This window comes from Pseudomonas sp. PI1, from assembly GCF_000812405.1.
Classification (GTDB): Bacteria; Pseudomonadota; Gammaproteobacteria; order Pseudomonadales; family Pseudomonadaceae; genus Pseudomonas; species Pseudomonas citronellolis.
On the sequence record NZ_JWMC01000060.1, the window covers coordinates 60,111 to 83,744 of the forward strand.

Consider the following 23,634-nt stretch of genomic DNA (forward strand, 5'->3'; position numbering starts at 1 on the left):
CGGTCCTCGCGAACCGGCGAAAGGGAGGGCGGTGCGTATGACGACGGCATGCTAGCTTCTGTAAGAAAAAGTTCTGAGCGAAGGGTCAGACTAGGCGAATTCGGACGCCAGTGCAGCATGTCACTGTTCAGGTGGATACGCCAAGCCGGGAACCGTCGCGTTCCCTTCCCGCCCCTCGATTTCCGCTACCCCGGTCACAAGGATCACCGATGAAGAAAGTCCTGCTCGCCCTCGTCCTGCTGCTGGCCGCCGGCGCCGGCGTGCTCTACGCCTTCCCTTCCACCCTGCTGGCCAGCGCCCAGTTCGTCGAGCGCACCCGCGCCGGCCTGGACGAGCAGAGCGTGCGCGTCGACGGCCTGGACATCCGCTACTACGAGGGCGGCCCGCGCGAGGCCGAGACCGTCCTGCTGGTCCACGGCTTTGGCGCCGACAAGGACAACTGGCCGCGCTTCGCCCGCTACCTGACCTCGCGCTACCACGTGCTCATCCCCGACCTGCCCGGCTTCGGCGAAAGCAGCCAGCCCCAGGCCATCAGCTACGACGTCGGCACCCAGGCCGAGCGCCTGGTGGACTTCGCCAAGGCCCTGGGCATCGGCCGCCTGCATCTGGTGGGCAACTCCATGGGCGGGCAGATAGTCGCGCTGATGGCCGCGCGGCATCCGGACATGGCCTTCTCCGTGGGCCTGTTCGACAACGCCGGGATCATGGCCCCGCAGCAGAGCGAGCTGTTCAAGCGTCTGCTCGGCGGGAAGTCCAACCCGCTGGTGCTGAACCGCCCCGAGGACTTTTCCGGGCTGATGGACTTCGTCTTCTACCAGCGCCCGCCGATGCCCGAGCGCCTGCAACTGTACCTGGGCGAGCGCGGCGTGCAGCGCAGCCAGCTCAACGCCTACATCTTCGGCCAGCTGCGCGAGCGCTACATCCCGCTGGAGCCGGAGCTGCCGAAGATCACCGCGCCCACCCTGCTGCTGTGGGGCGACCGCGACCGCGTGCTGGACGTTTCCAGCATCGAGGTGATGAAGCCGCTGCTCAGGCATCCCAGCGTGGCCATCCTGCGCGACTGCGGCCACGTGCCGATGATCGAGCGCCCGGAAGAGACCGCCAACCGCTACCTGGACTTCCTCGAACAGGCCAGGGCCCAGCGCACCGCCATTCGCTGACGCCAGAATGCAGAACCGGCGCCTGGGCGCCGGTTCTGTGCGGAGCGAAGATCAGCGCTTAAAGCTGGATCAGACCGGGTATCTGCACGTCCGGATTGACGTCCTGCTCATAGTCCACGCCGGCGATCTCGAAGCCGAACAGGCGCAGGAACTCGGTCTTGTAGCCGGTGAAGTCGGTCAGCTGGTACAGGTTCTCGTTGGTCACCTGGTTCCACAGTTCCTTCACCTTGTCCTGCACGTCCGGCTGCAGCTCCTTGTAGTCGGCGCGCAGGCGGCCGTCGGCGTCCAGGTGCGGCTGGCTGCCGTAGAGGCTGTCGCGGAACAGGCCGTCGACCTGTTCGATGCAACCCTCGTGGGTGCCCTTCTCCTTCATCACCTTGAACAGCAGCGACAGGTACAGCGGCATCATCGGGATGGCCGAGCTGGCCTGGGTGACCACGGCCTTGAGCACGGATACGCGGGCGTCACCACCGGTGGCGGCCAGCTTCTCGCGAATGCCCAGGACCTTCTGGTCCAGGTCCTTCTTGGCGGCGCCGATGGAGCCGTTCCAGTACAGGTCGTGGGTGATCTCTTCGCCCAGGTAGGTGAAAGCGGTGGTCTTGGCGCCATCGGCCAGTACGCCGGCTTCCTGCAGCGCGTCCATCCACATCTGCCAGTCTTCGCCACCCATCACCGCGACGGTGTTGGCGATTTCCTCGGGGGTCGCCGGCTCCATCACGCTTTCCTTGATCACTTCCTTGTCGGTGTCCAGGCCACGGAAGTTGACGGTCTTGCCCACCGGCTTGAGCACCGAGTTGAAGACTTCGCCGGTCTTCGGATGGGTGCGGCGCGGGGCGGCCAGGCTGTAGACCACCAGGTCGACCTTGCCCAGGTCCTGCTTGATGGTTTCGATGGCGACCTTCTTCACCTCGTCGGAGAAGGCATCGCCGTTGATGCTGCGGGCATACAGGCCCTTGGCGTGGGCGAACTTCTCGAAGGCCGCCGAGTTGTACCAGCCGGCGGTGCCGGCCTTGGTCTCGCTGCCCGGGCGCTCGAAGAACACGCCCAGGGTGGCGGCGCCGGCGCCGAAGGCGGCGCTGATGCGCGCGGCCAGGCCGTAGCCGGTGGACGAGCCGATCACCAGGACCTTCTTCGGACCGTTGGCGATGGGGCCATGCGCCTCGACGTACTCGATCTGTTCCTTGACGTTGGCTTCGCAGCCGGTCGGATGGGTAGTGACGCAGATGAAGCCACGCACGCGCGGTTTGATGATCATGAAAACCTCGTTTGCCAGGTGCCGTTAGAACAGGTTCAGGTACTGAAGACGTCGCGCATTGTAGATGAGACACCTCTTCTTGGGCGCAACCGGGAGAAGATTCGTGACCAATGGGTCATCCCCTGCGGCGAACACGGGAAACCCGGGGCCGGAAATGAAAGAACCCGCTCCTGGGAGCGGGTTCCTTCGTCAGCGGTTCAGGCTCAGACGGCCTTTTCCAGCTCCGGTACGAGCTCGAACAGATCGCCCACCAGGCCGTAGTCGGCGACCTGGAAGATCGGCGCCTCTTCGTCCTTGTTGATGGCCACGATGACTTTCGAGTCCTTCATGCCCGCCAGGTGCTGGATGGCGCCGGAGATGCCCACGGCGATGTACAGCTGCGGGGCGACGATCTTGCCGGTCTGGCCGACCTGCATGTCGTTCGGCACGAAGCCGGCGTCGACCGCGGCGCGGGAAGCGCCGACGGCGGCGCCCAGCTTGTCGGCCAGGGCGTAGAGGATCTTGAAGTTGTCGCCGTTGCCCATGCCGCGGCCACCGGAGACCACGATCTTGGCGGCGGTCAGTTCCGGACGGTCGGACTTGGCCAGCTCTTCGCCGACGAAGGCGGACTTGCCGGCATCGGCCGGGCCGGAAACCTGCTCGACAGCAGCCGAACCGCCTTCGGCGGCGACGGCGTCGAAGCCGGTGGTGCGCACGGTGATGACCTTGACCGGAGCCGAGGACTGCACGGTGGCGATGGCGTTGCCGGCGTAGATCGGGCGCTTGAAGGTGTCGGCGCTGACCACTTCGATGATCTCGGAGATCTGGTCGACGTCCAGCAGCGCGGCGACGCGCGGCAGGTAGTTCTTGCCGTTGGTGGTGGCGGCGGCCAGGATGTGGCTGTAGCCCTTGCCGAGGTCGGCCACCAGCGGAGCGACGTTCTCCGGCAGTTGGTGGGCGTAGGCGGCGTTGTCGGCGACCAGCACCTTGGCAACGCCCGCGATCTTGGCGGCGGCTTCGGCCACGGCGCCGACGTTCTGGCCGGCGACCAGCACGGCGACATCGCCACCGATCTTCTGTGCGGCAGCGACGGTGTTCAGGGTGGCAGCGCCCAGGACGCCGTTGTTGTGCTCAGCGATTACCAGGATAGCCATCAGATTACTTTCGCCTCGTTCTTCAGTTTCTCGACCAGTTCAGCCACGGACTTGACCTTGATGCCGGCGCTGCGGGCAGCCGGAGCTTCCACTTTCAGGGTCTTCACGGTGGAAGTGGTGGAAACGCCGAGGGCGTCCGGGGTCACCACGTCCAGCGGCTTCTTCTTCGCTTTCATGATGTTCGGCAGCGACGCGTAGCGCGGCTCGTTCAGGCGCAGGTCGGTGGTGACGATCGCCGGCAGGTTCAGCGCAACGGTCTGCAGACCGCCGTCGATTTCACGGGTGACGTTGACCTTGTCGCCGGCAACCTCGACCTTGGAGGCGAAGGTGCCCTGGGCGTAGCCGGTCAGCGCGGCCAGCATCTGGCCGGTCTGGTTGTTGTCGCTGTCGATGGCCTGCTTGCCGAGGATGACCAGCTGCGGCTGCTCTTTGTCGACCACGGCCTTCAGGGCCTTGGCGATGGCCAGGGAATTCAGTTCTTCGTTGGTCTCGACCAGGATGGCGCGATCGGCGCCCAGGGCCAGGGCGGTGCGCAGTTGTTCCTGGGCCGCGGTCGGGCCGACGGAGACGGCGACGATTTCAGTGGCGACGCCTTTTTCCTTCAGACGCACGGCCTCTTCCACGGCGATTTCGCAGAAGGGGTTCATGGACATTTTCACGTTGGCGAGATCGACGCCGGAGTTGTCCGCCTTGACGCGGACCTTGACGTTATAGTCAACCACTCGTTTGACAGCTACAAGAACCTTCATGGATTCCTCGTTTTTCTCCGGTGAATAGGAATGTCGCCAGACAGGCCTGGCCGGTAGTGCACGCCATCTGCGACTACATCCAGCGAGACCGCGACCGCAAAACCGTGGCTATCTTGACCGCATCGCCCTGTCGGGTCAATACGCGTGAATGCCCGTTCATAAGGCGCGGAAGCCGATTCTATCAGGCTTCCGCGCATTTCAAACAAACGTTTGTATTGCCCAAAACGGGGGGTATAACTATGCTGGGCCCTGTCGCTATAATTGCGCCCCGCTCTGTCCGGGGTAGCGCCCCCGGCCCCATACCAACAAATAGCCTGTAGAGCCTTGAGTTAGGAGAGATCGAGAAGTGGAACGCGAATACATGGAATTCGACGTCGTCATCGTCGGCGCCGGCCCTGCCGGTCTGTCCGCCGCATGCCGACTGAAGCAGAAGGCCGCCGACGCGGGTCAGGAAATCAGCGTCTGTGTGGTCGAGAAGGGTTCCGAAGTAGGCGCCCACATTCTCTCTGGCGCCGTGTTCGAGCCCCGCGCGCTGAACGAGCTGTTCCCCAACTGGAAGGAACTCGAAGCCCCGCTGAACACCCCGGTCAAGCGCGACGACATCTACGTCCTGAAGAACGACCAGGCCGCCACCAAGGTGCCGAACTTCTTCGTGCCCAAGACCATGCACAACGAGGGCAACTACATCATCTCCCTGGGCAACCTGTGCCGCTGGCTGGCCCAGCAGGCCGAAGGCCTGGGCGTCGAGATCTACCCGGGCTTCGCCGCCCAGGAAGCGCTGATCGACGAGAACGGCGTGGTCCGCGGCATCGTCACCGGCGACCTGGGCGTCGACCGCGAAGGCAATCCGAAAGAAGGGTACTACACCCCGGGTATGGAGCTGCGCGCCAAGTACACCCTGTTCGCCGAAGGCTGCCGTGGCCACATCGGCAAGCAACTGATCAGGAAGTACAAGCTCGACAGCGACGCCGACGCCCAGCACTACGGCATCGGCATCAAGGAAATCTGGGACATCGACCCGGCCAAGCACGACCAGGGCCTGGTGGTGCACACCGCCGGCTGGCCGCTGAACGACGACAACCCGGGCGGCTCTTTCCTCTATCACCTGGAGAACAACCAGGTGGTGGTCGGCCTGATCATCGACCTGTCCTACAGCAACCCGCACCTGTCGCCCTTCGACGAGTTCCAGCGCTACAAGCACCACCCGGTGATCAAGCAGTACCTGGAAGGCGGCAAGCGCGTGGCCTACGGCGCCCGCGCCATCTGCAAGGGCGGCCTGAACTCGCTGCCGAAGATGGTCTTCCCCGGCGGCGCGCTGATCGGCTGCGACCTGGGCACCCTGAACTTCGCCAAGATCAAGGGCAGCCACACCGCCATGAAGTCCGGCATGCTGGCCGCCGAGGCCATCGCCGAAGCCCTGGCCGCCGGCCGTGAAGGCGGCGACGAGCTGACCAATTACGTGGACGCCTTCAAGGCCAGCTGGCTGTACGACGAGCTGTTCCGCAGCCGCAACTTCGGCGCAGCCATCCACAAGTTCGGCGCCATCGGCGGCGGTGCCTTCAACTTCATCGACCAGAACTTCTTCGGCGGCAAGATTCCGCTCACCCTGCACGACACCACCCCGGACTACGCCTGCCTGAAGAAGGCCAGCGAAGCGCCGAAGATCGACTACCCGAAACCGGACGGCAAGCTGAGCTTCGACAAGCTCTCCTCGGTGTTCCTCTCCAACACCAACCACGAGGAAGACCAGCCGATCCACCTCAAGCTGACCGATCCGAGCGTGCCGATCGCCAAGAACCTGCCGCTCTACGACGAGCCCGCGCAGCGCTACTGCCCGGCCGGTGTGTACGAAGTGGTAAGCAACGACGACGGCAGCAAGCGCTTCCAGATCAACGCGCAGAACTGCGTGCACTGCAAGACCTGCGACATCAAGGACCCGGCGCAGAACATCACTTGGATCGCCCCGGAAGGCACCGGCGGGCCGAACTATCCCAATATGTAAATCAGCCCAACATGTAAGGCCCTCGCGTAGAAAGAACGCCGTTTCCCTCACAGGAAACGGCGTTTTTTTGTGCCTGCGCCGAGGTGCTCTTCGTAGGATGGGTTGAGCCTGCGAAACCCATGCGGTCGTGGTGATGGGTATCGCTTCGCTCAACCCATCCTACGACAGCGTTTTCTCCTACACCTTGCAGGGGCTTGAGGCCCCAACCGCTGTAGCGACACCTTCCGCGAACTACCGGCCGCTCCGGGACCCGCCGGTCACGGCTGCGGGCCGATGGCGAAGAACTCGCCGCCACTCCACACGCCCAGCCATTCCTGGCCATCGATCAGGCGCGACACGGCCAGTTCGACCAGCTGGTAGAAGACGTTGCGGTGGATCAGCGCCTCCAGGTTGCTGCGCACCAGCACGTAGGGCGCCGGTTCCTGGGTCTGCGGGTCGATGTCGACGCGGATCGGGTGTTCGGGGCCGGCGACGAACTCGTCCTCGACGTTGCTGGTGAAGCGCAGTCGCTGCGCCTCGCCCTGCCCTTCCACGCTCAGCGTCACGGCGACGAAAGGCGCATCGTCGACGCGGATTCCGCACTTCTCCACCGGGGTGACCAGGAAGTAGTCGTCGCCATCGCGGCGGATGATGCTGGAGAACAGCTTGACCATCGGCTTGCGCCCGATGGGCGTGCCCAGGTAGTACCAGGTGCCGTCGCGGGCGATGCGCATGTCGATGTCGCCGCAGAACGGCGGGTTCCACAGGTGCACGGGCGGCAGGCCCTTGCCGGCGGGAATCTGCGCCAGCAGGTCGCCGGCCTTGCCTGTATCGGTCATTGGAACTCCTCGGTCGCCTTCACCCCCAGCAGGCTGCGGGCGTAGTCTTCCAGCGGCGGCCCGATCAGGTCCTCGGGCCGGGCGTCGTAGAACGTCAGGAAACCGCCGCGGCTGCGGATGGTGGCGCTGTCCAGCAGGAAGCGGTTGCCGGTGTCGATCAGCATCACCTGGATCACGCTGCGGTCGCGTCCGACGTCGTTGTCGGTGTCTTCGTACTCTTCCCAGTTTCCCACATTGTCCTCGCCGCGGGCGAAGCGCGTGTACAGCAGGTAGTCGGCGCCGGCCGCCCGCGCCTCCTGCATGGCCTCGTCCAGGCCCTCCGGGGCCTTGGCCCGGCGCACCTGCGGGAAGTATTCGACGAAGCCCTTGAAGGCCTCCTCCGCCACCACGTTGGGCCGCGCGTAGGGATGCCCCGGCGGCACGAAGTGCCCCTGGGCGATGTAGATGAAGGAGTCCGGCTGCACCCGCCAGTTCCCCGTGCGGTGGGTGTGGCTGTGGTCGAGGAAGCCGGCGTCGCCCATGTAGTAGCCGGTGCGTTCGGCCATGTCGCTGGGCTTCATGCAGCCAGCCAGCGCAGCCAGGGCCAGGGTCAACAACAGGTAGCGCATTCGATCTCTCCGCGGCCGGCGTCGAAAAACCGGCGTTGGCCGGACGGATGCAGCTTCCGCGCCATCACAGGCCGCGCTGCCATTCCTGGCGCAGCTTCGCCTGCTGCGGCCGCTCGATGGCCTCGCGCACCTGGGCCAGCAGGCGCGGCTTGTCGGCGCCAAGCACGCCCTTGAGCACAAGGTAGTTGGAGGCGTGGTCGCTACGGAACACGGTGTCGCGCAACTCCAGACCCTGCAGCAGGCGCTCGACCTCGGCGAACAGCTGGGCCTGGCCCAGCGGCTGGAAGTCGGGGAAGCCTTCGCGCAAGCGCTGCTCGCCGATGGGGAAGCTGACCACCAGGGTGGAGAGGAACTCCGGCTGCGCGGCGTTCATCAGGCGCGCCGAGTTGTCCGCGTGCTGCTCGCTCAGGCCCTGGCCGCCGAGGCCGTTGAGGATCATCACCGAGCGCTTGATGCCGGCCTGGCCGAGCTTGTCCAGGGCGTCGAGGGTCGAGGCGTAGGTCTCGCCCTTGTTCACCCGCGCCAACACCTCGTCGTCGCCGGACTCGGCGCCGACGTAGGCCATGCCCAGCCCGGCGTCGGCCAGTTCCTTCAGTTCCGCCACCGACTTCTTGCGCAGGTTGCGCGGCAGGCAGTAGCTGGACACCCGCCGCACCTCCGGCAGGTGCTCGCGGATCGCCCGCAGGACGTTCAGCAGGCGTCGCGTCGGCAGCACCAGGGCATCGCCGTCGGCGAGGAACACGCGCTGGACGATCAGGCGCTCGCCGCAGCGGCGGATCTCCTCCAGCACTTCGGCCTCGTCGCGGGCGCGGAATTTCTTCTGCGGCTGGGTGTACATCTCGCAGAAGCCGCACTGGTTCCAGGAGCAGCCGTTGGTCACCGGCAGGATCAGCGAATGCGCCTCGCTCGGCGGGCGGAACACCGGTTCGATATAGGAAATGGGGAAGTCGTGCATGGATCGCTTGGCTTGGGGAATGTCGGGTTTCAGCCGCCGATGATCTTCATCACCGTGACGCCGCCGGAGAAGGCCACTTCCTGCTTGTCCGCCAGGGCCTTCACCAGCAGCCGCTGCAGGGCCGGCAGGGCCTGGTGGCGCGGCTTGTCGAGCAGGTCGCCGACGTAGTGGCGGTTGCTGGAGGACAGGCAGCCGTGCAGCCAGCCGGTGGAGGACAGGCGCAGCCGCGAGCAGGTGCGGCAGAAGGGTACGCTTTCGTTGGCGATCACGCCGAAGAAGCCCTGCCCCGGCACTTCGTAGCGCAGCGCGGTGGCGTCCACCGGGGCGTCGGCCTGGATGTAGGGGTGGCCGCGGCCGATCAGTTCGAGCAGCTCGCGCAGGCCGACGAACTGGCTGGCGAAGGCGTTGCCGTCGCGGGCCAGGTGGCCCATGCGCATCAGCTCGATGAAGCGCAGCTCGAAGCCGCGCGCCAGGCAGTAGTCCAGCAGCGGGACGACCTGGTCGAGGTTCTGCCCGCGCAGCAGCACCATGTTGACCTTGACCTTCATGCCCGCGGCGCTGGCCTCGTCCAGCCCCTTGAGCACCGTGGCCAGGTCGCCGCCGCGGGCGATGCCGCGGAAGGCCGCGGCGTCCAGGGTGTCGAGGGAGACGTTCAGCCGGCGGATACCGCATTCCAGCAGCAGCGGCAGCTTGCGCGAAAGCAACTGGCCGTTGCTGGTCAGGCTGATGTCCTTCAGGCCCAGGCGGCTGACGCCATGCAGGAATTCGTCGAGCTTGGGGCTGACCAGGGGTTCGCCGCCGGTGATGCGCAGGCGCTCGATGCCCGCGGCCTCGATCAGGTAGGCCACGCCGCGCACCAGGCTCTGCGCGGACAGCTCGTCCTGCGCGGCGACCAGGCGCTTGCCGTCCGGCACGCAATAGGTGCAGGCGTAGTTGCAGGCGGCGGTAAGGCTGACGCGCAGGTTGCGGAAGCGCCTGCCCTGGCGGTCGACGATCATCTATCGACTCCGGCGGAGAGTGGTTCTGTCAGTATATCCCCGCTGGGCCGCGGCGGCGGCCCGAAAGCGCCGCCGGCATTGGTTCAGGCGGCAGGGGTATCGCCGTCGCGCTTGCGCTTGTTGCCCATGCGCACGCCGATGTCCATGAGGAACTGGAAGAAGCCCTCCTGGTCCTCCAGCACCTCGCGCCAGAACGGCGAGTGGTACAGCGCCACGGCGCCGTGCACCAGGGCCCAGGCCGCGCAGTAGTGGAAGTACGCGGGCACGTCCTCCAGCTTGCCGGCGGCGATGCGCTCCTTGATCAGCTGGCTCAAACGCTCGAAGTTGGATTCGCGGATCTTGTGCAGTTCCTCGACCATCTCCGGCACCTGGCTGTTCTTCACCACCTTCTCTTCCAGGCGGTCGAACAGGCGGTAGCGCTGCGGATCGCGCATGCGGAACTCGAAGTAGGCGCGCGACAGGCGTTCCTTGTCGCGGGCGACGTCCTCGGAGTGGAACAGCGCCGCCAGGTCGCGCTCGTAGTCGAGCATCAGGCGCAGGTAGATCTCCGCCTTCGACTTGAAGTGCTTGTAGATGGTGCCTTTGCCGATACCCACGGCATCGGCGATCATCTCGACCGTGACACTGTCTTCGCCCTGCTCAAGGAACAGCTTGAGGGCGGTGTCGAGGATCTCCTGTTCGCGACGACGGAATTCGCGAACCTTGCGTGGCTCTTTCTGCATAAAAAGACTGTTCGGTCAAAAATAGTCAAAATCCGGAGCCGCGTATTATGCCTATTCAGCGACAAAATGCACGGAACATCCGCCATGAATCCGCTTTCTTTCGAGTTTCCCCAGGAACCCGGCCTGCGCTACCTGAACCACGCTGCCGTGGCGCCCTGGCCCAAGCGTAGCGCCGACGCCGTCGCCGCCTTCGCCAGCGAGAACATCCGCCTGGGCGCGCGCGACTATCCGCAGTGGCTGCAGGTGGAGAACCGCCTACGCCAGCGCCTTGCGCAGCTGGTCGGCGCCGCCACCACGGGCGACGTCGCCCTGGTGAAGAATACGTCCGAAGCCCTTTCCTTCGTGGCCTTCGGACTCGACTGGCGCCCCGGCGACCAGGTGGTGATCAGCGACCAGGAATTCCCCTCCAACCGCGTCGTCTGGGAAGCCCTGAAGCCGCGCGGGGTGGAGGTCATCCAGGTGAGCCTGGAAGGCGCCGATCCCGAGGCCGACCTGCTGGCCGCCTGCGGGCCGCGCACGCGCCTGCTGTCGATCAGCGCCGTGCAGTACGCCAGCGGCCTGCGCATGGACCTGGAGCGCCTCGGCGCCGGCTGCCGACAGCGGGGCGTGCTGTTCTGCATCGACGCCATCCAGCAACTGGGCGCCCTGCCCTTCGACGCCCAGGCCTACGACTGCGCCTTCGCCATGGCCGACGGCCACAAGTGGATGCTCGGCCCCGAGGGCCTGGGGGTGTTCTACTGCCGCGCCGCCGAGCGCGACCTGCTGTCGTTGCAGGAATATGGCTGGCACATGCTGGAAAACGCCGGCAACTACAACCAGACCGATTGGCAGCCGGCGCGCAGCGCACGGCGCTTCGAATGCGGCAGCCCGAACATGCTCGGCGCCGTGGCCCTGGACGCCAGCCTGGGGCTGCTGGAGGAATTCGGCATGCCGGCGGTCGGCGCAGCCCTGGCCGAACGGGTACAGGCCTTGCAAGATGGCCTGAAAGGCATCCCCGGAGCGCGCCTGCACAGCCCGCAGCAACCCGAGCGCCGGGCCGGCATCCTGACCTTCAGCCTCGACGGCTGGGACAACGCCCGCCTGCACGAGCGGCTGAAGGCCGAACAGGTAGTCTGCATCCAGCGCGGCGCCGGGGTGCGCTTCTCGCCGCACTTCTACACCCCGGAAAAGGTGATAGAGGACACACTGGCCATCATCTCGGCCCTGGCCCGGGAATAAGCCGCAACCCGCGAGCCAGGGGGCCTGGCCCCGGGCGCAGGCGGCAAATGGCGGGCCATGGGCGGAGCAGTATTCCAAATCCGTTTAAAAAACCGCCGGGCGGTTGTGGAAGCTCCGCCATCTTGGCCAATACTTGAACTTACTGGTGTGCGGCATCTCCCCCCCAAGTGCCCCGCCAGTGAAGGTATCGAGGATCGCGTACCTTATTGTTACACTCCTAATGGTCTTGACCCGGATTCATCCCCCAGAACCCGGGTTTTTTTTATGTGCGTGAAATAATTGGGCTGCGCCTGCCCTTTCCTGCCTGTAGGCGCGAGCCTTGGCCCGCACTTCCATCCCCGTCATTTCTGCGAACGCGGGACGCGGCTCCATCGCGAACAGCGTGTGCGCTGGCCCGAAGGGGGATAACCCAGTGGCTTGGGGGCTTGGTGTAGCGCGCCGCACCGAGTGCTTGGATGTTTCTCGTTTCGCCCCCTCGGGCGAGTCCCTTTTGTCAATCGCCACAAAAGGAACCAAAAAGGCTTGCCCCGACATACGGGCCCGACAGAGTCGGGCTACCCTCACGAACTCCCCCGCCACGGAGGCCCGCCCCGAGGGTACGTCCCTGTAGCCCATCGGGGCTCTCGCGACATCCATGTCGCATGACCTCCTGAGCGCCGGTTTCGTTCGGCCTTCTGAAGGGGCGTTCCGGTGCGCTCGGGTGTTTCTCTGGAAGTCCAAGAGCAAACGCGCTTTTGCTTTTCGTAGGAGCGAGCTTGCTCGCGAACCGCTCGTCACTGGATTCCCGCGTTCGCGGAAATGGCGGGGTGGAGGTAGGAGTATCAGGATGACTCCGAACTCCCTAGCAGCTCGGGACAGCCCCCTCTCCCGCTTGCGGGAGAGGGTTGGGGAGAGGGCGCTCTTAAACCCAACACCTACGCCCCCGGCAAACCCCATTCGCGAGCAAGCTCGCTCCTACAGGCCGGCGATCAGATCACGCCGCCAACGGGAACAACCGCTTGAAGTTCGCCGTAGTCTGCTCAGCCAACACCTCGAAGCTCACCCCACGCAACACCGCCAGGTACTCGGCCACTTCGCGCACGTACTCCGGCAGGTTCGGCTTGCCGCGGTGCGGTACCGGCGCCAGGTACGGCGAGTCGGTTTCCACCAGCAGGCGGTCGGCCGGGACCTGGCGGGCCACTTCGCGCAGGGCTTCGGCGTTGCGGAAGGTGACTATGCCCGACAACGAGATGTAGAAGCCGATGTCCAGCGCCGCCTTGGCCATTTCCCAGTCCTCGGTGAAGCAGTGCAGTACGCCGGCCTGGGGCAGCGCCGCCTCGCGCAGCAGCGCCAGAGTGTCGGCGCGGGCCTCGCGGGTGTGGACGATGACCGGCTTGCCGGTGAGCTTCGCCGCCTCCAGGTGCAGGCGGAAGGCTTCCTGCTGCAGTTCGGCGGCTTCGGGTTCGTAGTGGTAGTCCAGGCCGGTCTCGCCGATGGCCACCACGCGCGGGTGGTTCAGTTCGGCCAGCAGCCAGTCCAGGGCCGGCGGGGTGCCGGGGGCCAGGTCCAATGGGTGGACGCCCACCGAGCAGTGCACGTCGGCGTAGCGCTCGGCCAGGTCCTTGACCGCCCGGGCGTTGTCGGCGCTGACGCCGATGCAGAGGAACTGCCCGACGCCACGGGCGCGCGCGGCGTCCAGGGCGGCGTCCAGCGAACCGCCATGGGCCGCAAGGTCCAGGCGGTCGAGGTGGCAATGGGAATCGACCAGCATCGAATGGGTACTCCGGAAATGACGAAGCGCCCCTGCGGGCGCCTCCTGCGTTCTGCTCATGCGCGCCGCGGCGCGCGACTTACATGGTGTGGGTCGGCCTGTCGGACTTCAGCGCCCCGGCCAGGTACGTCTCTATCTTGTTGCGCGCGGTGTTGTCGCCGTCGTTGAACTGCACGCCGATGCCCGCGGCGCGGTTGCCCTGGGCGCCCTTGGGGGTGATCCAGACCACCTTGCCGGCCACCGGGATCTTCTCCGGCTCGTCCATCAGGTTGAGCAGCATGAAGACCTCGTCGCCCAGCTTGTAGGTCTTGTTGGTCGGGATGAACAGCCCGCCGTTGCGGATGAACGGCATGTACGCGGCATAGAGTACGGACTTGTCCTTGATGGTCAGGGACAGGATACCGTTACGCGGTCCCAGGTTCGGTGGCAAGCTCATTGGGCTGTCCTAGCGATGATCCGATTGGCCGATTCTAGCCCGGCCCCGGCAGGCTTGCCCACTGCGCGAGCAGGGCTTCGAGAAGCAGGGCACGGTTGAGGTTGGCCTTGTTCAGGACTTTCTGCCGGTGCTCCAGCAGCCAGTCCTGGATCGCCATGACCTTGGGCTGGGTGGACTTCTCCGCCAGGTACTGCAGCACCTTGCGCATGTCCGCCAGGCCCAGCCCCGCCTCGTCGCGGGTCAGCTGGTAGCGCAGGATGCCCAGCGCCCAGTCGCAGAACCAGTCGAACAGCAGCGGCAGCGGCACGGCGTTCCAGCTTTCCGCCAGTTGGCCGGGGGCGATCTGCTGCTTGAGCAGCTTCTTCACTCCCTCCACCACCAGCGCGCGTTGTTCGCGCACGCCCTGGCCGTACAGGCGCTGGGCGGTCAGCGGCGAGCCGCCGGCCAGGACCAGCAGCTCGTCGAGCGCGGCGGCGTCCTCGCCGGGCAGCACGCTGGCCAGGTAGGCGCGGCTCTGCTCGGCGCTCGGCTGCGGGCAGGCCTGCTGCACGCAGCGGCTCTTGATGGTCGGCAGCAGGCGGCTGGGCTGGTGGCTGATCAGCAGCAGCACGGTGTCGCCGGAGGGCTCCTCCAGGCTCTTGAGCAGGGCGTTGGCGGAGTTGAGGTTCATCGCCTCGGCCGGCTCCAGCAGCACCACCTTGCGCCCGCCCAGCTGCGCGGTCTGCACCACGAAGTCCACCAGTTCGCGGACCTGGTCGACGCGGATGGGCTTCTCCGGCTCTTCCGGCTCCAGCAGGAAGAAGTCCGGATGGGTGCCGGCGGCCAGCAGCTGGCAACCCTTGCACTGGCCGCAGGCGCGGCCGCCGGCCGGGTGCTGGCAGAGCAGCAGGGCCACCAGGTTGTCGGCCAGGGCGCGCTTGCCGATGCCCGCGGGGCCGTGCAGCAGGTAGGCGTGGGCATGCCGCGGGCGGCCGCTGAGCTGCTGCCAGAGCGTGGCCTGCCAGGGGTAGATCTCAGCCATGCAGGCGCTCCAGCAGGTTCGGCAGCAGGGCCTCGATGTCGGCCTGTACGCGCGCCAGCGGCTGCGCGGCGTCGAGCACCTGGTAGCGTTGCGGCTCGGCGGCGGCGCGGCGCAGGTAGGTCTGGCGCACCGCCTCGAAGAATTCGCGGCCTTCCTGCTCGAAGCGGTCCAGGCGGCCGCGGGCGGCGGCGCGGGCCAGGCCGACTTCCACCGGCAGGTCGAAGACCAGTGTCAGGTCCGGGCGCAGCTCGCCCTGGACGAAGCGTTCCAGTTCGGCGATGCGCGACTCCGGCAGGCCGCGGCCACCGCCCTGGTAGGCGTAGGTGGCGTCGGTGAAGCGGTCGCAGAGCACCACGGCGCCACGGGCCAGAGCCGGGCGGATGACCTGGGCGATGTGCTGGGCGCGGGCGGCGAACATCAGCAGCAGCTCGGTATCCACCGCCATCGGCTCGTCACTGGGGGCCAGCAGCAGCTCGCGGATGCGCTCGGCCAGCGGCGTGCCGCCGGGCTCGCGGGTCAGCTGCACTTCCACGCCGCATTCGCGCAGGCGCTCGGCCAGGTACTCGCGGTTGGTGGTCTTGCCCGCGCCTTCGGGGCCTTCCAGGGTGACGAACAGGCCGCTCACTCGGCTCTCCTTCTGTCTGTGCTACTGCTGCGCCGGCGGTTGCCCGGGAGCTTCCGCCGGCGCCGGTGCGGGAATCGGCGCGGGGCTGGACCGGTAGTCCGCGCGCCGCTTCAGCTGGTATTCCTGCACCGCCTTGTTGTGGTCGTCGAGGTTGTCGGAAAACACGTGGCTGCCATCGCCACGGGCGACGAAATACAGGCTCTGGCCATCGGCCGGATTGAGCGCGGCATGGATCGCCTCGCGCCCGGGCATGGCGATCGGCGTCGGCGGCAGGCCGGCGATCACGTAGGTGTTGTAGGGGGTGGGCTCGCGCAGGTCGGCGCGGCTGATCTTGCCGCTGTAGCGTTCGCCCATGCCGTAGATCACGGTCGGGTCGGTCTGCAGCAGCATGTTCTTCTGCAGGCGGCGCACGAAGACCCCGGCGATCTGCGGGCGCTCCTGGGGCACGCCGGTTTCCTTCTCCACCAGCGATGCCATGATCAGCGCCTGGTACGGGTCCTTGTAGGGCAGGTCGCCGCTGCGGCCCTGCCACTCCTGGTCGAGGATGCGCTCCATGCGCTGGTAGGCCAGCTTGAGCAGGTCGATGTCGCGCATGCCGCGGACATAGCGGTAGGTGTCCGGGAAGAAGTGCCCCTCGGGCACGACGCCGGCCTTGCCCAGGCGCTTCATCACCTCTTCGTCGCTGAGGCCGGCCAGGGTGGCCTCCAGCTTGGGCTGGCGCGCCAGCAGTTCGCGGAACTGGTGGAAGGTCCAGCCCTCTACCAAGGTCAGGCTGTACTGCACCACGTCGCCTTCGCGCCACAGTTCCAGCAGGTCATCGCCGCTCATCCCCGGCTTGAGCCGGTATTCGCCGCTGTGCAGGGCCTGCCCGGCCAGGTTGAAGCGCCAGTACAGGCGCAGCCAGAAGGCGCCGTGCAGCACTTCCTCGTCCTGCAGGCGCGTCAGCAGCGCCCCCGGGGTGGCGCCGGAAGGGACGTCCAGCAGGCGTTCTTCGGTCAGCTGCAGCAGCTGCTGCAGGGCCCGGCGCTGCTCCCAGCCGGCCAGGCCGAGCAACAGCCCGGCCAACAGCAGGCCGCTTTCCAGCAGCACCAGCAATTTGCGCATCACAGGTCAGGAATCCAGGCGTTCGCGGAAGTGGGCTTGCAGTTTACGGGTGATCGCCCCGACCGGCCAGGCATGGGCTTCGAGTCGACGCACCGGCCAGACACCATAGAGGCTGTTGCAGAGAAAGACCTCATCGGCCTGCAACAGTTCGACGTAGGCAACATCCCGAACCGCGGTGGGAATGCCCTGCCCCGCCGCCCACTCCAGCAGTTCGGCGCGCATCACCCCGGCCACTCCGCAGCGGCTCAGTTCGGGCGTGATCAATTGGCCGCCGCGGACCAGGAACAGATTGCTGAATACGCCTTCGACCACGCGCCCGCCCTGGTCGCGCATCAGCCCCTCGGCGAAGGCCGGGTCGCTCCATTCGCTGCGGGCCAGGACCTGCTCCAGGCGGTTGAGGTGCTTGAGGCCGGCCAGCAACGGCTGCTCGGCCAGGCGGGTGGCGCAGGGGAAAAGAGCGATGCCCTCGTCGAAATGGGCCACCGGGTAGGCCGGCGCCGGTGAGCCGATAAGGATGCGCCGCACCTGGGCATCGGCCGGCGCGGCATAACCGCGCAGGCCTTCGCCGCGGGTCAGCATCAGCTTGGCCACGCCCTCGCCCAGTTGCGCGGCGAAGGCCAGCAGTTCCTGCTCGACCTGGGCCAGCGACACCGGCAGGAACAGGCGCCGGGCGCCCTCCTCCAGGCGCGCCAGGTGCCGCGCCAGCAGGCGTGGCCGGCCGGCGCGCACGGCAATGGTCTCGAACAGGCCATCGCCGTAGGCCAGCCCGCGATCGCGCACGGACAGGGCCTCGGCGGGCCGGCCGTCGACCCAGGCGGACATCAGCCGTTGAACCGGCGGAACACCAGGGAACCGTTGGTGCCGCCGAAGCCGAAGGAGTTGGACACCGCCACTTCGATGCTGCGCTCCTTGAGCCGGTTCGCCACCAGGTCGAGGTCGCAGCCTTCGTCCGGGTTGTCCAGGTTGATGGTCGGCGGCGCCACCTGGTCGCGCAGCGCCAGGATGCAGAAGATGGCTTCCACCGCACCGGCGGCACCGAGCAGGTGGCCGGTCATGGACTTGGTCGAGCTCATCGACAGCTTGTAGGCGTGCTCGCCGAAGATCGACTTCACCGCGGAGATCTCGGCGATGTCGCCGGCCGGGGTGGAGGTGCCGTGGGCGTTGATGTAGTCGACCTGCTCCGGGTTCACGCCGGCGTCGCGCAGGGCGTTCTTCATGCAACGGGCAGCGCCGGCGCCATCTTCCGGCGGCGCGGTCATGTGGAAGGCGTCGCCGCTCATGCCGAAGCCGACCAGCTCGGCGTAGATGCGCGCGCCGCGGGCCTTGGCGTGCTCCAGCTCTTCCAGCACCACGGCGCCGGCGCCGTCGGAGAGCACGAAACCGTCGCGGTCCCTGTCCCACGGACGGCTGGCCCTGGCCGGCTCGTCGTTGCGGGTGGACAGCGCGCGGGCGGCGCCGAAACCGCCGATGCCCAGGCCGCAGGTGGCCATTTCCGAACCGCCGGCGACCATCACGTCAGCCTCGCCGTAGGCGATGTTGCGCGCGGCCATGCCGATGTTGTGGGTGCCGGTGGTGCAGGCGGTGGTGATGGCGTAGTTGGGGCCCTGCAGACCGAGGTTGATCGACAGGAACCCGGAAACCATGTTGATGACCGAGCCGGGCACGAAGAACGGCGAAATGCGCCGCGGCCCCTGCTCGAACAGAGAACGGCAGGTGTTCTCGATGTTGGTCAGGCCGCCGATGCCCGAGCCGATGGCGACGCCGATGCGCTCGCGGTTGGCGTCGCTGACTTCCAGGCCGGAATCGCGCACCGCCTGGTAGCTGGCGGCCAGGCCGTACTGGATGAACAGGTCGAGTTTGCGGGCTTCCTTGGCGGACATGTACTGCTCGACGTCGAACCCCCTCACCGAACCGCCGAAGCGGGTGGAAAAGGCGGAAAGGTCCATGTGCTCGATCGGGGCGATACCGCTGCGGCCGGCCAGGATACCCTGCCAGGAACTCGGCACGTCCACGCCCAGCGGCGAGAGCATACCCATGCCAGTGATGACGACGCGTCTGCGCGACACTACGACTTCCTCATTTTGCGAATACACGGCATAGGCGCCGGACCGCGACCAGGGCTGTCCAGCGCCATGCTAAAGAAAAGCCGCACGCCTTTGCAGGCCGTGCGGCTTCTTCCGTCGGAAACGGCTACTTATTGCTGGTGGGCAACGATGTAGTCGATGGCTTCCTGCACGGTGGTGATCTTTTCGGCTTGCTCGTCGGGGATTTCGGTCTCGAATTCCTCTTCCAGAGCCATCACCAGCTCAACGGTGTCAAGGGAGTCGGCGCCCAGGTCTTCGACGAAGGAAGCGCTGTTGGTGACTTCTTCTTCCTTAACGCCGAGTTGCTCAGCAACGATCTTCTTGACGCGTTCTTCGATGGTGCTCATACCTTGTTTTCACTCCTATGGACAATCCGTACAGCTGGGCTGCGGGTAAGTGTATAGAAAGGGTTTTCTGCATTTCAAGCTGAACGCCGACGCCCCTTCGCGACCACCACGATGTTCTGTCTATAACCCAGTTGCATCTATATAACGGATTTTAGACAGCGCATATGACACATCCGCGAAGAGTAAGGTCACATTCAGCTCATGTACATTCCGCCATTCACCGGTACCGTGGCGCCGGTCACATAGGCGGCACCATCGGAGGCGAGGAATCCTACCACCTTGGCGATCTCTTCGGCTTGGCCGAGACGCCCGAGCGGAATCTGGCCGAGCAGCGCTTCGCGCTGGGCTTCGGGCAGCTCGCGGGTCATGTCGGTGTCGATGAAGCCCGGGGCCACCGCGTTGACGGTGATGGCACGGGAACCCACTTCGCGCGCCAGGGCGCGGGTGAAGCCCTCTAGGCCGGCCTTCGCCGCGGCATAGTTGGTCTGCCCGGCATTGCCCATGGCGCCGACCACCGAGCCGATGTTGATGATGCGACCCCAGCGAGCCTTGGTCATGCCGCGCAGCACGGCTTTCGACAGACGGTAGAGGCTGTTGAGGTTGGTGTTGACCACGTCGAACCACTCGTCGTCCTTCATCCGCATCAGCAGGTTGTCGCGGGTGATGCCGGCGTTGTTGACCACGATCAGCGGCTGGCCGAGGTGCTGCTGGATGTGTTCGAGGGTGGAGGCGACGGATTCGTCGCTGGAAACGTCCAGGACCAGGCCGGCGCCTTCGATGCCGTTGGCCTTGAGGTATTCGGCGATCTTCTCGGCGCCCGAGGCGCTGGTGGCGGTGCCGATGACGATGGCGCCCAGGCGACCCAGTTCCAGGGCGATGGCCTGGCCGATGCCGCGGCTCGCGCCGGTGACCAGGGCAACCTTACCTTGCAGACTCATGCTGTTATCTCCTGTTCAAGCCAGAGCCGCACGAGCCGCCGCGAAGGCGTCCGCCGAATCCAGATTGTGGGTGTTCACGCCCTTGGCGCAACGCTTGTTCAGGCCGGCCAGGACCTTGCCAGGGCCGCACTCTACCAGATCGCTCACGCCCTTGGCGGCGAGCAGTTGCACGGTCTCGACCCAGCGCACCGGGCTGTACAGCTGCGCCAGAAGGTCGCGCTTGAGGGTGTCGAGGTCCGCCGGCACCTGGGCGCTGACGTTCTGCACCAGGGCGATCTGCGGAGCCTGCCAGGCGATGGCTTCCACCGCTTCGGCGAAGCGCTCGGCGGCCGGACGCATCAGCGCGCAGTGCGACGGCACGCTGACCGGCAGCGCCACGGCGCGCTTGGCGCCGCGCGCCTTGCAGGCCTCGATGGCACGCTCGACCGCGGCGGCGGCACCGGCGATCACCACCTGGCCGGGAGCGTTGAAGTTGACGGCGCTGACCACCTCACCCTGCGCGGCTTCGGCGCAGGCGGCCAGCACGTCGGCGTCTTCCAGGCCGAGGATCGCGGCCATGCCGCCGGTACCGGCGGGCACCGCTTCCTGCATCAATTGGCCGCGGCGCTCGACCAGTTTCACCGCCTCGGCGAAGCCCAGGCTGCCGGCGGCGACCAGGGCCGAGTACTCGCCCAGGCTGTGGCCAGCGACGTAGGCCGGCGCGGCGCCGCCCTCGGCCTGCCACAGGCGCCACAGGGCGATGGAGGCGGTGAGGATGGCGGGTTGGGTCTTGTCGGTCTGGTTCAGGCGCTCTTCCGGGCCTTCCTGCACCAGCGCCCAGAGGTCGTAGCCCAGGGCCGACGAGGCTTCGGCGAAGGTGTCACGCACCAGTGCGTGCTGCGCGCCCAGCTCGGCCAGCATGCCGAGGGATTGCGAGCCCTGGCCGGGGAAAACGAATGCGAGGGATGCGGACATTGCAACGGGTCCCTTGTGTCTGTTTCGTCGAAGGGTAACGCCAGCAGCAGCCTGGCGCATGGAACTGACAGTTGGATGACGGCCTCGACCGCGCGGTCACATCGCCAGGGCGAGCACTTCATCTCGCCGGGCAGCCTTGCGAGCGCGGTGCGCAAGCATACTTCCATTACCGCCAGAAATCTCTATTTCCTTTCTATTCAGTTACTTAGAGAAGGCTCTCGAGCCGCCCATGGAGCCGCTGCGGCAGGTTCTCGCGGATTTCCGCCAGGGCCCGGCGCAGCGCGCTCTGGATGCCCTCCTCGGCCGCGCTGCCGTGGCTCTTCACCACGATGCCCTGCAGCCCCAGGAAGCTCGCGCCATTGTGCCGGGCCGGCGTCAGGTCGCTGCGCAGGCGGCGCAGCAGCGGCATGGCCACCAGGCCGATGGCTTTCGCCGACAGGCTGGACGCGAACAGTTGCTCCAGGCGGCTGACCACCATGGCCGCCAGCCCCTCGCTGGCTTTCAGCAGGATGTTGCCAACGAAACCGTCGCACACCACCACGTCGGCCAGGCCGCGGTACAGGCCGTCGCCTTCTATGTAGCCGATGTAGTTGATGCCGCGCGCCTGCTCCAGCAGGGTCGAGGCCAGCTTGACCTGCTGGTTGCCCTTGATTTCCTCGGTGCCGACGTTGAGCAGCGCCACCCTCGGGTTGGCCTTGCCCAGCGCCTCGGCCGCCACCGCGCCCATCACGGCGAACTGGTAGAGGTGCTCGGCGCTGCAATCGACGTTCGCCCCCAGGTCCAGCAGATGGCAATGCCCGGTCTGGGTCGGCACGGCGGTGACCATGGCCGGCCGGTCGATGCCCGGCAGGGTCTTGAGCAGATAGCGCGACAGGGCCATCAGCGCGCCGGTATTGCCGGCGCTGACGCAGGCATGGGCCGTACCGTCGCGGACCAGTTCCAGGGCGACGCGCATGGAGGAGTCGGGCTTGCTGCGCAGGGCCTGGGACGGGCGTTCGTCCATGCCGATGACTTCGCTGGCGTGCTGGATGTGCAGGCGCGGGCGGTCGACCGCGGGAACGCGGGCGCAGAGTTCTTCGAGAAGGGGAGCCTGGCCGACAAGGACCAGTTGCAGAGCGGGGTGCTGGGCCAGGAAGGAAATGCTGGCCGGAACAATGCAGTGGGGACCGAAGTCCCCACCCATTGCATCAATCGCGATGATTGGTGCGGACAAGGATTACTCGTCAGAGCCCTTGTCTACGACCTTGCGGCCGCGATAGAAGCCGTCCGGGGAGACGTGGTGGCGCAGGTGGACTTCACCGGTGCTCTTTTCCACGGACAGAGCGTTCGCATCGAGCGCATCGTGGGAACGACGCATGTCACGAGCGGAACGGGATTTTTTGTTCTGCTGAACAGCCATGATTGATTAACTCCTAAACGTTTGGGTCACGCTTCAACTGCGCCAGTACGCTGAACGGGTTGGGACGTTCTTCCACGTTCTCGCTCGGCTCGGGCGCTGCTGCAAATCCCGCCGGATGCTGGCATTCTTCAGGGTCATGGGCCGGAACGATGGGCAAGGCGAGCAACAACTCGTCCTCGACCAGAGGCGGCAGGTCGAGGGGTTCCTCCCCCACTTCCAGCGCATCGTACCCCTTCGGCAGCCCCTCGGCAGACTGGCCTTCCCAGAGGATGGCGAAGTCGGACTCGCTGGTGACCTGGAAGGTCGCCGGCTCGAGGCAGCGTTGGCATACCATGCTCACCTGCGCGTCGACTTCGACATGCATGACCGCCAGCTTCTGCTCGTCGCGGTGGAAGAAGAACTTCGCCCGGACGTTGCCGTCGCTGCTGGTCAGCTGTTCGCAAACCCGCGGCATACTGGCGAGCGGCAGCACACCCTCGAGGGTGGCTTCGCGCTCTACCAATTTGCGCGGATCGACGTGAGGTGGTATCGGCCCATTCAACATAAGCGCGCCATTATAGGGATGCCCCCGTCCCTGTCAAAGGAAATTAGGCATAAACCGCTGTATGGACAGCCTTTTCGCTAGAATCGCGGACTTCGCCCAGGAGACCCCCGATGCGCCCACTGATCCTTGCCTCAAGCTCGCCCTACCGCCGCGAACTGCTGCAACGCCTGCGCCTGCCCTTCGAATGCGCAAGCCCGGATATAGATGAAAGCCCGCTGCCCGGCGAAAGCGCCGAACAGCTGGTGCGCCGCCTCGCCGAAGCCAAGGCGCGGGCGCTGGCGGCGCGCTTTCCCGAACACCTGATCATCGGCTCGGACCAGGCCGCCGTCCAGGGCCAGGCGATCCTCGGCAAGCCGCATACCCTGGAGCGGGCCATGGAGCAGCTCAAGGCCGCCAGCGGCAGCAGCGTCAGCTTCCTCACCGGCCTGGCCCTGCTGGACAGCGCCAGCGGCCGCTGCCAGGTGGACTGCATCCCCTTCCGCGTGCACTTCCGCGAACTGGACGAGGCGCGCATCCGCCGCTACCTGGAAGCCGAACGCCCCTTCGACTGCGCCGGCAGCTTCAAGGCCGAGGGCCTGGGCGTCAGCCTGTTCCGCGCGACCGAGGGCGAGGATGGCACCAGCCTGGTCGGCCTGCCGCTGATTCGCCTGGTGGATATGCTGCTGGCGGAAGGCGTGCAGGTTCCCTGAGCATCGCGGACAGAGTCCGCCCCCCCCTACAATCGGCCCCCTTCCGGAACATGTAGGAGCGCGCCCTGCGCGCGAATCGCGGGCAGGGCCCGCTCCTACAGGGGAATGGCATGGGCGGGCGGTGT

At 66.4% G+C, this 23,634-nt stretch carries 25 protein-coding genes; 4 read left to right on the forward strand and 21 right to left on the reverse strand.

All coding sequences use genetic code 11. From position 1 onward, the window contains the following. The first annotated feature begins 209 nt into the window (after positions 1 to 209). A complete protein-coding gene (locus tag RN02_RS19800; RefSeq protein ID WP_043316137.1) occupies positions 210 to 1,160 on the forward strand; it encodes an alpha/beta fold hydrolase in 951 nt (316 codons plus the stop codon). 58 nt (positions 1,161 to 1,218) lie between these two features. On the opposite strand, the gene fabV is transcribed toward RN02_RS19800, so the two are convergent. The 3 genes from fabV to RN02_RS19815 form a co-directional block, all read right to left on the reverse strand. After that, positions 1,219 to 2,415 carry an enoyl-ACP reductase FabV gene (gene fabV, locus RN02_RS19805; protein WP_043316139.1) on the reverse strand — a complete coding sequence of 399 codons (1,197 nt, stop codon included), beginning with the start codon at positions 2,413 to 2,415 and terminating at the stop codon, positions 1,219 to 1,221. A gap of 203 nt (positions 2,416 to 2,618) precedes the next feature. Next, entirely contained in the window at positions 2,619 to 3,548 is a 930-nt protein-coding gene (locus RN02_RS19810) for an electron transfer flavoprotein subunit alpha/FixB family protein (protein ID WP_043267238.1), read from the reverse strand. Further along, positions 3,548 to 4,297 (reverse strand): electron transfer flavoprotein subunit beta/FixA family protein, encoded by a 750-nt coding sequence (locus tag RN02_RS19815; RefSeq protein WP_043316141.1) that lies wholly within the window; start codon positions 4,295 to 4,297, stop codon positions 3,548 to 3,550. Before RN02_RS19815 ends, RN02_RS19810 begins: the two co-directional genes overlap by 1 nt. 346 nt (positions 4,298 to 4,643) lie before the next feature. On the opposite strand from RN02_RS19815, the gene RN02_RS19820 reads away from it, so the two are divergent. After that, positions 4,644 to 6,299: an electron transfer flavoprotein-ubiquinone oxidoreductase gene (locus RN02_RS19820; RefSeq protein ID WP_043316143.1), complete on the forward strand. Its 1,656-nt coding sequence runs from the start codon at positions 4,644 to 4,646 to the stop codon at positions 6,297 to 6,299. 257 nt (positions 6,300 to 6,556) lie between these two features. Here the strand turns inward: RN02_RS19820 and RN02_RS19825 are convergent, their stop codons facing one another. From RN02_RS19825 to RN02_RS19845, 5 genes are all read right to left on the reverse strand, one after another. Beyond that, a complete protein-coding gene (locus RN02_RS19825; protein WP_043316145.1) occupies positions 6,557 to 7,117 on the reverse strand; it encodes a DUF1285 domain-containing protein in 561 nt (186 codons plus the stop codon). Then, positions 7,114 to 7,725, reverse strand: coding sequence for a DUF4823 domain-containing protein (locus tag RN02_RS19830; protein ID WP_043267243.1), 612 nt, complete (start codon positions 7,723 to 7,725; stop codon positions 7,114 to 7,116). Before RN02_RS19830 ends, RN02_RS19825 begins: the two co-directional genes overlap by 4 nt. A gap of 64 nt (positions 7,726 to 7,789) precedes the next feature. Next, complete coding sequence (locus RN02_RS19835; protein ID WP_043316147.1) at positions 7,790 to 8,680, reverse strand: radical SAM protein; 891 nt, start codon at positions 8,678 to 8,680, stop codon at positions 7,790 to 7,792. A 29-nt stretch (positions 8,681 to 8,709) separates the two neighbouring features. Then, positions 8,710 to 9,678, reverse strand: coding sequence for a GTP 3',8-cyclase MoaA (locus RN02_RS19840; RefSeq protein WP_043316149.1), 969 nt, complete (start codon positions 9,676 to 9,678; stop codon positions 8,710 to 8,712). Positions 9,679 to 9,761: 83 nt separating this feature from the next. Next, positions 9,762 to 10,400, reverse strand: coding sequence for a TetR/AcrR family transcriptional regulator (locus RN02_RS19845; RefSeq protein ID WP_009621451.1), 639 nt, complete (start codon positions 10,398 to 10,400; stop codon positions 9,762 to 9,764). Between the two features lie 84 nt (positions 10,401 to 10,484). On the opposite strand from RN02_RS19845, the gene RN02_RS19850 reads away from it, so the two are divergent. Beyond that, the gene (locus RN02_RS19850; RefSeq protein WP_043316151.1) at positions 10,485 to 11,618 is read left to right on the forward strand and encodes an aminotransferase class V-fold PLP-dependent enzyme; all 1,134 of its coding nucleotides are present in this window, start codon (positions 10,485 to 10,487) and stop codon (positions 11,616 to 11,618) included. Between the two features lie 973 nt (positions 11,619 to 12,591). Here RN02_RS19850 and RN02_RS19855 read toward each other — a convergent pair. The 13 genes from RN02_RS19855 to RN02_RS19915 all read right to left on the reverse strand — a co-directional run bounded on the left by RN02_RS19855 (position 12,592) and on the right by RN02_RS19915 (position 22,820). Next, the gene (locus tag RN02_RS19855) at positions 12,592 to 13,368 is read right to left on the reverse strand and encodes a TatD family hydrolase (RefSeq protein WP_043316153.1); all 777 of its coding nucleotides are present in this window, start codon (positions 13,366 to 13,368) and stop codon (positions 12,592 to 12,594) included. A gap of 79 nt (positions 13,369 to 13,447) precedes the next feature. Beyond that, entirely contained in the window at positions 13,448 to 13,804 is a 357-nt protein-coding gene (locus RN02_RS19860; RefSeq protein WP_009621447.1) for a PilZ domain-containing protein, read from the reverse strand. A gap of 34 nt (positions 13,805 to 13,838) precedes the next feature. Further along, positions 13,839 to 14,825: a DNA polymerase III subunit delta' gene (locus RN02_RS19865; protein ID WP_043267251.1), complete on the reverse strand. Its 987-nt coding sequence runs from the start codon at positions 14,823 to 14,825 to the stop codon at positions 13,839 to 13,841. After that, positions 14,818 to 15,450, reverse strand: coding sequence for a dTMP kinase (tmk, locus tag RN02_RS19870; protein WP_043316155.1), 633 nt, complete (start codon positions 15,448 to 15,450; stop codon positions 14,818 to 14,820). The genes RN02_RS19865 and tmk overlap by 8 nt, the downstream gene beginning before the upstream one ends. A gap of 21 nt (positions 15,451 to 15,471) precedes the next feature. Continuing rightward, the gene (gene mltG / locus RN02_RS19875; protein WP_043316156.1) at positions 15,472 to 16,554 is read right to left on the reverse strand and encodes an endolytic transglycosylase MltG; all 1,083 of its coding nucleotides are present in this window, start codon (positions 16,552 to 16,554) and stop codon (positions 15,472 to 15,474) included. A gap of 6 nt (positions 16,555 to 16,560) precedes the next feature. Next, positions 16,561 to 17,376: an aminodeoxychorismate lyase gene (pabC, locus tag RN02_RS19880; RefSeq protein ID WP_043316157.1), complete on the reverse strand. Its 816-nt coding sequence runs from the start codon at positions 17,374 to 17,376 to the stop codon at positions 16,561 to 16,563. Then, positions 17,376 to 18,620 carry a beta-ketoacyl-ACP synthase II gene (fabF, locus tag RN02_RS19885; RefSeq protein WP_082033837.1) on the reverse strand — a complete coding sequence of 415 codons (1,245 nt, stop codon included), beginning with the start codon at positions 18,618 to 18,620 and terminating at the stop codon, positions 17,376 to 17,378. The genes pabC and fabF overlap by 1 nt, the downstream gene beginning before the upstream one ends. Before the next feature lie 128 nt (positions 18,621 to 18,748). Further along, the gene (acpP, locus tag RN02_RS19890; protein ID WP_007160597.1) at positions 18,749 to 18,985 is read right to left on the reverse strand and encodes an acyl carrier protein; all 237 of its coding nucleotides are present in this window, start codon (positions 18,983 to 18,985) and stop codon (positions 18,749 to 18,751) included. A 194-nt stretch (positions 18,986 to 19,179) separates the two neighbouring features. Further along, a complete protein-coding gene (gene fabG / locus RN02_RS19895) occupies positions 19,180 to 19,923 on the reverse strand; it encodes a 3-oxoacyl-ACP reductase FabG (RefSeq protein WP_009621431.1) in 744 nt (247 codons plus the stop codon). A gap of 15 nt (positions 19,924 to 19,938) precedes the next feature. Beyond that, entirely contained in the window at positions 19,939 to 20,877 is a 939-nt protein-coding gene (fabD, locus tag RN02_RS19900) for an ACP S-malonyltransferase (RefSeq protein ID WP_043316160.1), read from the reverse strand. A 205-nt stretch (positions 20,878 to 21,082) separates the two neighbouring features. Then, positions 21,083 to 22,090: a phosphate acyltransferase PlsX gene (plsX, locus tag RN02_RS19905; RefSeq protein WP_081884555.1), complete on the reverse strand. Its 1,008-nt coding sequence runs from the start codon at positions 22,088 to 22,090 to the stop codon at positions 21,083 to 21,085. A gap of 3 nt (positions 22,091 to 22,093) precedes the next feature. Continuing rightward, entirely contained in the window at positions 22,094 to 22,276 is a 183-nt protein-coding gene (rpmF, locus tag RN02_RS19910) for a 50S ribosomal protein L32 (RefSeq protein WP_009621425.1), read from the reverse strand. Positions 22,277 to 22,289: 13 nt separating this feature from the next. Then, positions 22,290 to 22,820, reverse strand: coding sequence for a YceD family protein (locus tag RN02_RS19915; RefSeq protein ID WP_009621422.1), 531 nt, complete (start codon positions 22,818 to 22,820; stop codon positions 22,290 to 22,292). 110 nt (positions 22,821 to 22,930) lie between these two features. Between RN02_RS19915 and RN02_RS19920 the strand changes: the two genes are divergently transcribed. After that, positions 22,931 to 23,509 carry a Maf family protein gene (locus tag RN02_RS19920; RefSeq protein WP_043316163.1) on the forward strand — a complete coding sequence of 193 codons (579 nt, stop codon included), beginning with the start codon at positions 22,931 to 22,933 and terminating at the stop codon, positions 23,507 to 23,509. The last annotated feature ends 125 nt before the right edge of the window (positions 23,510 to 23,634 follow it).

What these genes read in the sequence shown, in the direction of transcription:
- RN02_RS19855 (WP_043316153.1), bottom strand. Translation starts at nt 13,368, where the DNA reads ATGCTGGTCGATTCCCATTGCCACCTCGACCGCCTGGACCTTGCGGCC.
- fabD (WP_043316160.1), bottom strand. Translation starts at nt 20,877, where the DNA reads ATGTCCGCATCCCTCGCATTCGTTTTCCCCGGCCAGGGCTCGCAATCC.
- RN02_RS19915 (WP_009621422.1), bottom strand. Translation starts at nt 22,820, where the DNA reads ATGTTGAATGGGCCGATACCACCTCACGTCGATCCGCGCAAATTGGTA.
- fabG (WP_009621431.1), bottom strand. Translation starts at nt 19,923, where the DNA reads ATGAGTCTGCAAGGTAAGGTTGCCCTGGTCACCGGCGCGAGCCGCGGC.
- RN02_RS19800 (WP_043316137.1), top strand. Translation starts at nt 210, where the DNA reads ATGAAGAAAGTCCTGCTCGCCCTCGTCCTGCTGCTGGCCGCCGGCGCC.
- fabV (WP_043316139.1), bottom strand. Translation starts at nt 2,415, where the DNA reads ATGATCATCAAACCGCGCGTGCGTGGCTTCATCTGCGTCACTACCCAT.
- pabC (WP_043316157.1), bottom strand. Translation starts at nt 17,376, where the DNA reads ATGTCCGCCTGGGTCGACGGCCGGCCCGCCGAGGCCCTGTCCGTGCGC.
- RN02_RS19815 (WP_043316141.1), bottom strand. Translation starts at nt 4,297, where the DNA reads ATGAAGGTTCTTGTAGCTGTCAAACGAGTGGTTGACTATAACGTCAAG.
- RN02_RS19845 (WP_009621451.1), bottom strand. Translation starts at nt 10,400, where the DNA reads ATGCAGAAAGAGCCACGCAAGGTTCGCGAATTCCGTCGTCGCGAACAG.
- RN02_RS19835 (WP_043316147.1), bottom strand. Translation starts at nt 8,680, where the DNA reads ATGCACGACTTCCCCATTTCCTATATCGAACCGGTGTTCCGCCCGCCG.
- RN02_RS19865 (WP_043267251.1), bottom strand. Translation starts at nt 14,825, where the DNA reads ATGGCTGAGATCTACCCCTGGCAGGCCACGCTCTGGCAGCAGCTCAGC.
- RN02_RS19830 (WP_043267243.1), bottom strand. Translation starts at nt 7,725, where the DNA reads ATGCGCTACCTGTTGTTGACCCTGGCCCTGGCTGCGCTGGCTGGCTGC.
- RN02_RS19920 (WP_043316163.1), top strand. Translation starts at nt 22,931, where the DNA reads ATGCGCCCACTGATCCTTGCCTCAAGCTCGCCCTACCGCCGCGAACTG.
- rpmF (WP_009621425.1), bottom strand. Translation starts at nt 22,276, where the DNA reads ATGGCTGTTCAGCAGAACAAAAAATCCCGTTCCGCTCGTGACATGCGT.
- RN02_RS19810 (WP_043267238.1), bottom strand. Translation starts at nt 3,548, where the DNA reads ATGGCTATCCTGGTAATCGCTGAGCACAACAACGGCGTCCTGGGCGCT.
- RN02_RS19825 (WP_043316145.1), bottom strand. Translation starts at nt 7,117, where the DNA reads ATGACCGATACAGGCAAGGCCGGCGACCTGCTGGCGCAGATTCCCGCC.
- RN02_RS19840 (WP_043316149.1), bottom strand. Translation starts at nt 9,678, where the DNA reads ATGATCGTCGACCGCCAGGGCAGGCGCTTCCGCAACCTGCGCGTCAGC.
- acpP (WP_007160597.1), bottom strand. Translation starts at nt 18,985, where the DNA reads ATGAGCACCATCGAAGAACGCGTCAAGAAGATCGTTGCTGAGCAACTC.
- mltG (WP_043316156.1), bottom strand. Translation starts at nt 16,554, where the DNA reads ATGCGCAAATTGCTGGTGCTGCTGGAAAGCGGCCTGCTGTTGGCCGGG.
- RN02_RS19860 (WP_009621447.1), bottom strand. Translation starts at nt 13,804, where the DNA reads ATGAGCTTGCCACCGAACCTGGGACCGCGTAACGGTATCCTGTCCCTG.
- RN02_RS19850 (WP_043316151.1), top strand. Translation starts at nt 10,485, where the DNA reads ATGAATCCGCTTTCTTTCGAGTTTCCCCAGGAACCCGGCCTGCGCTAC.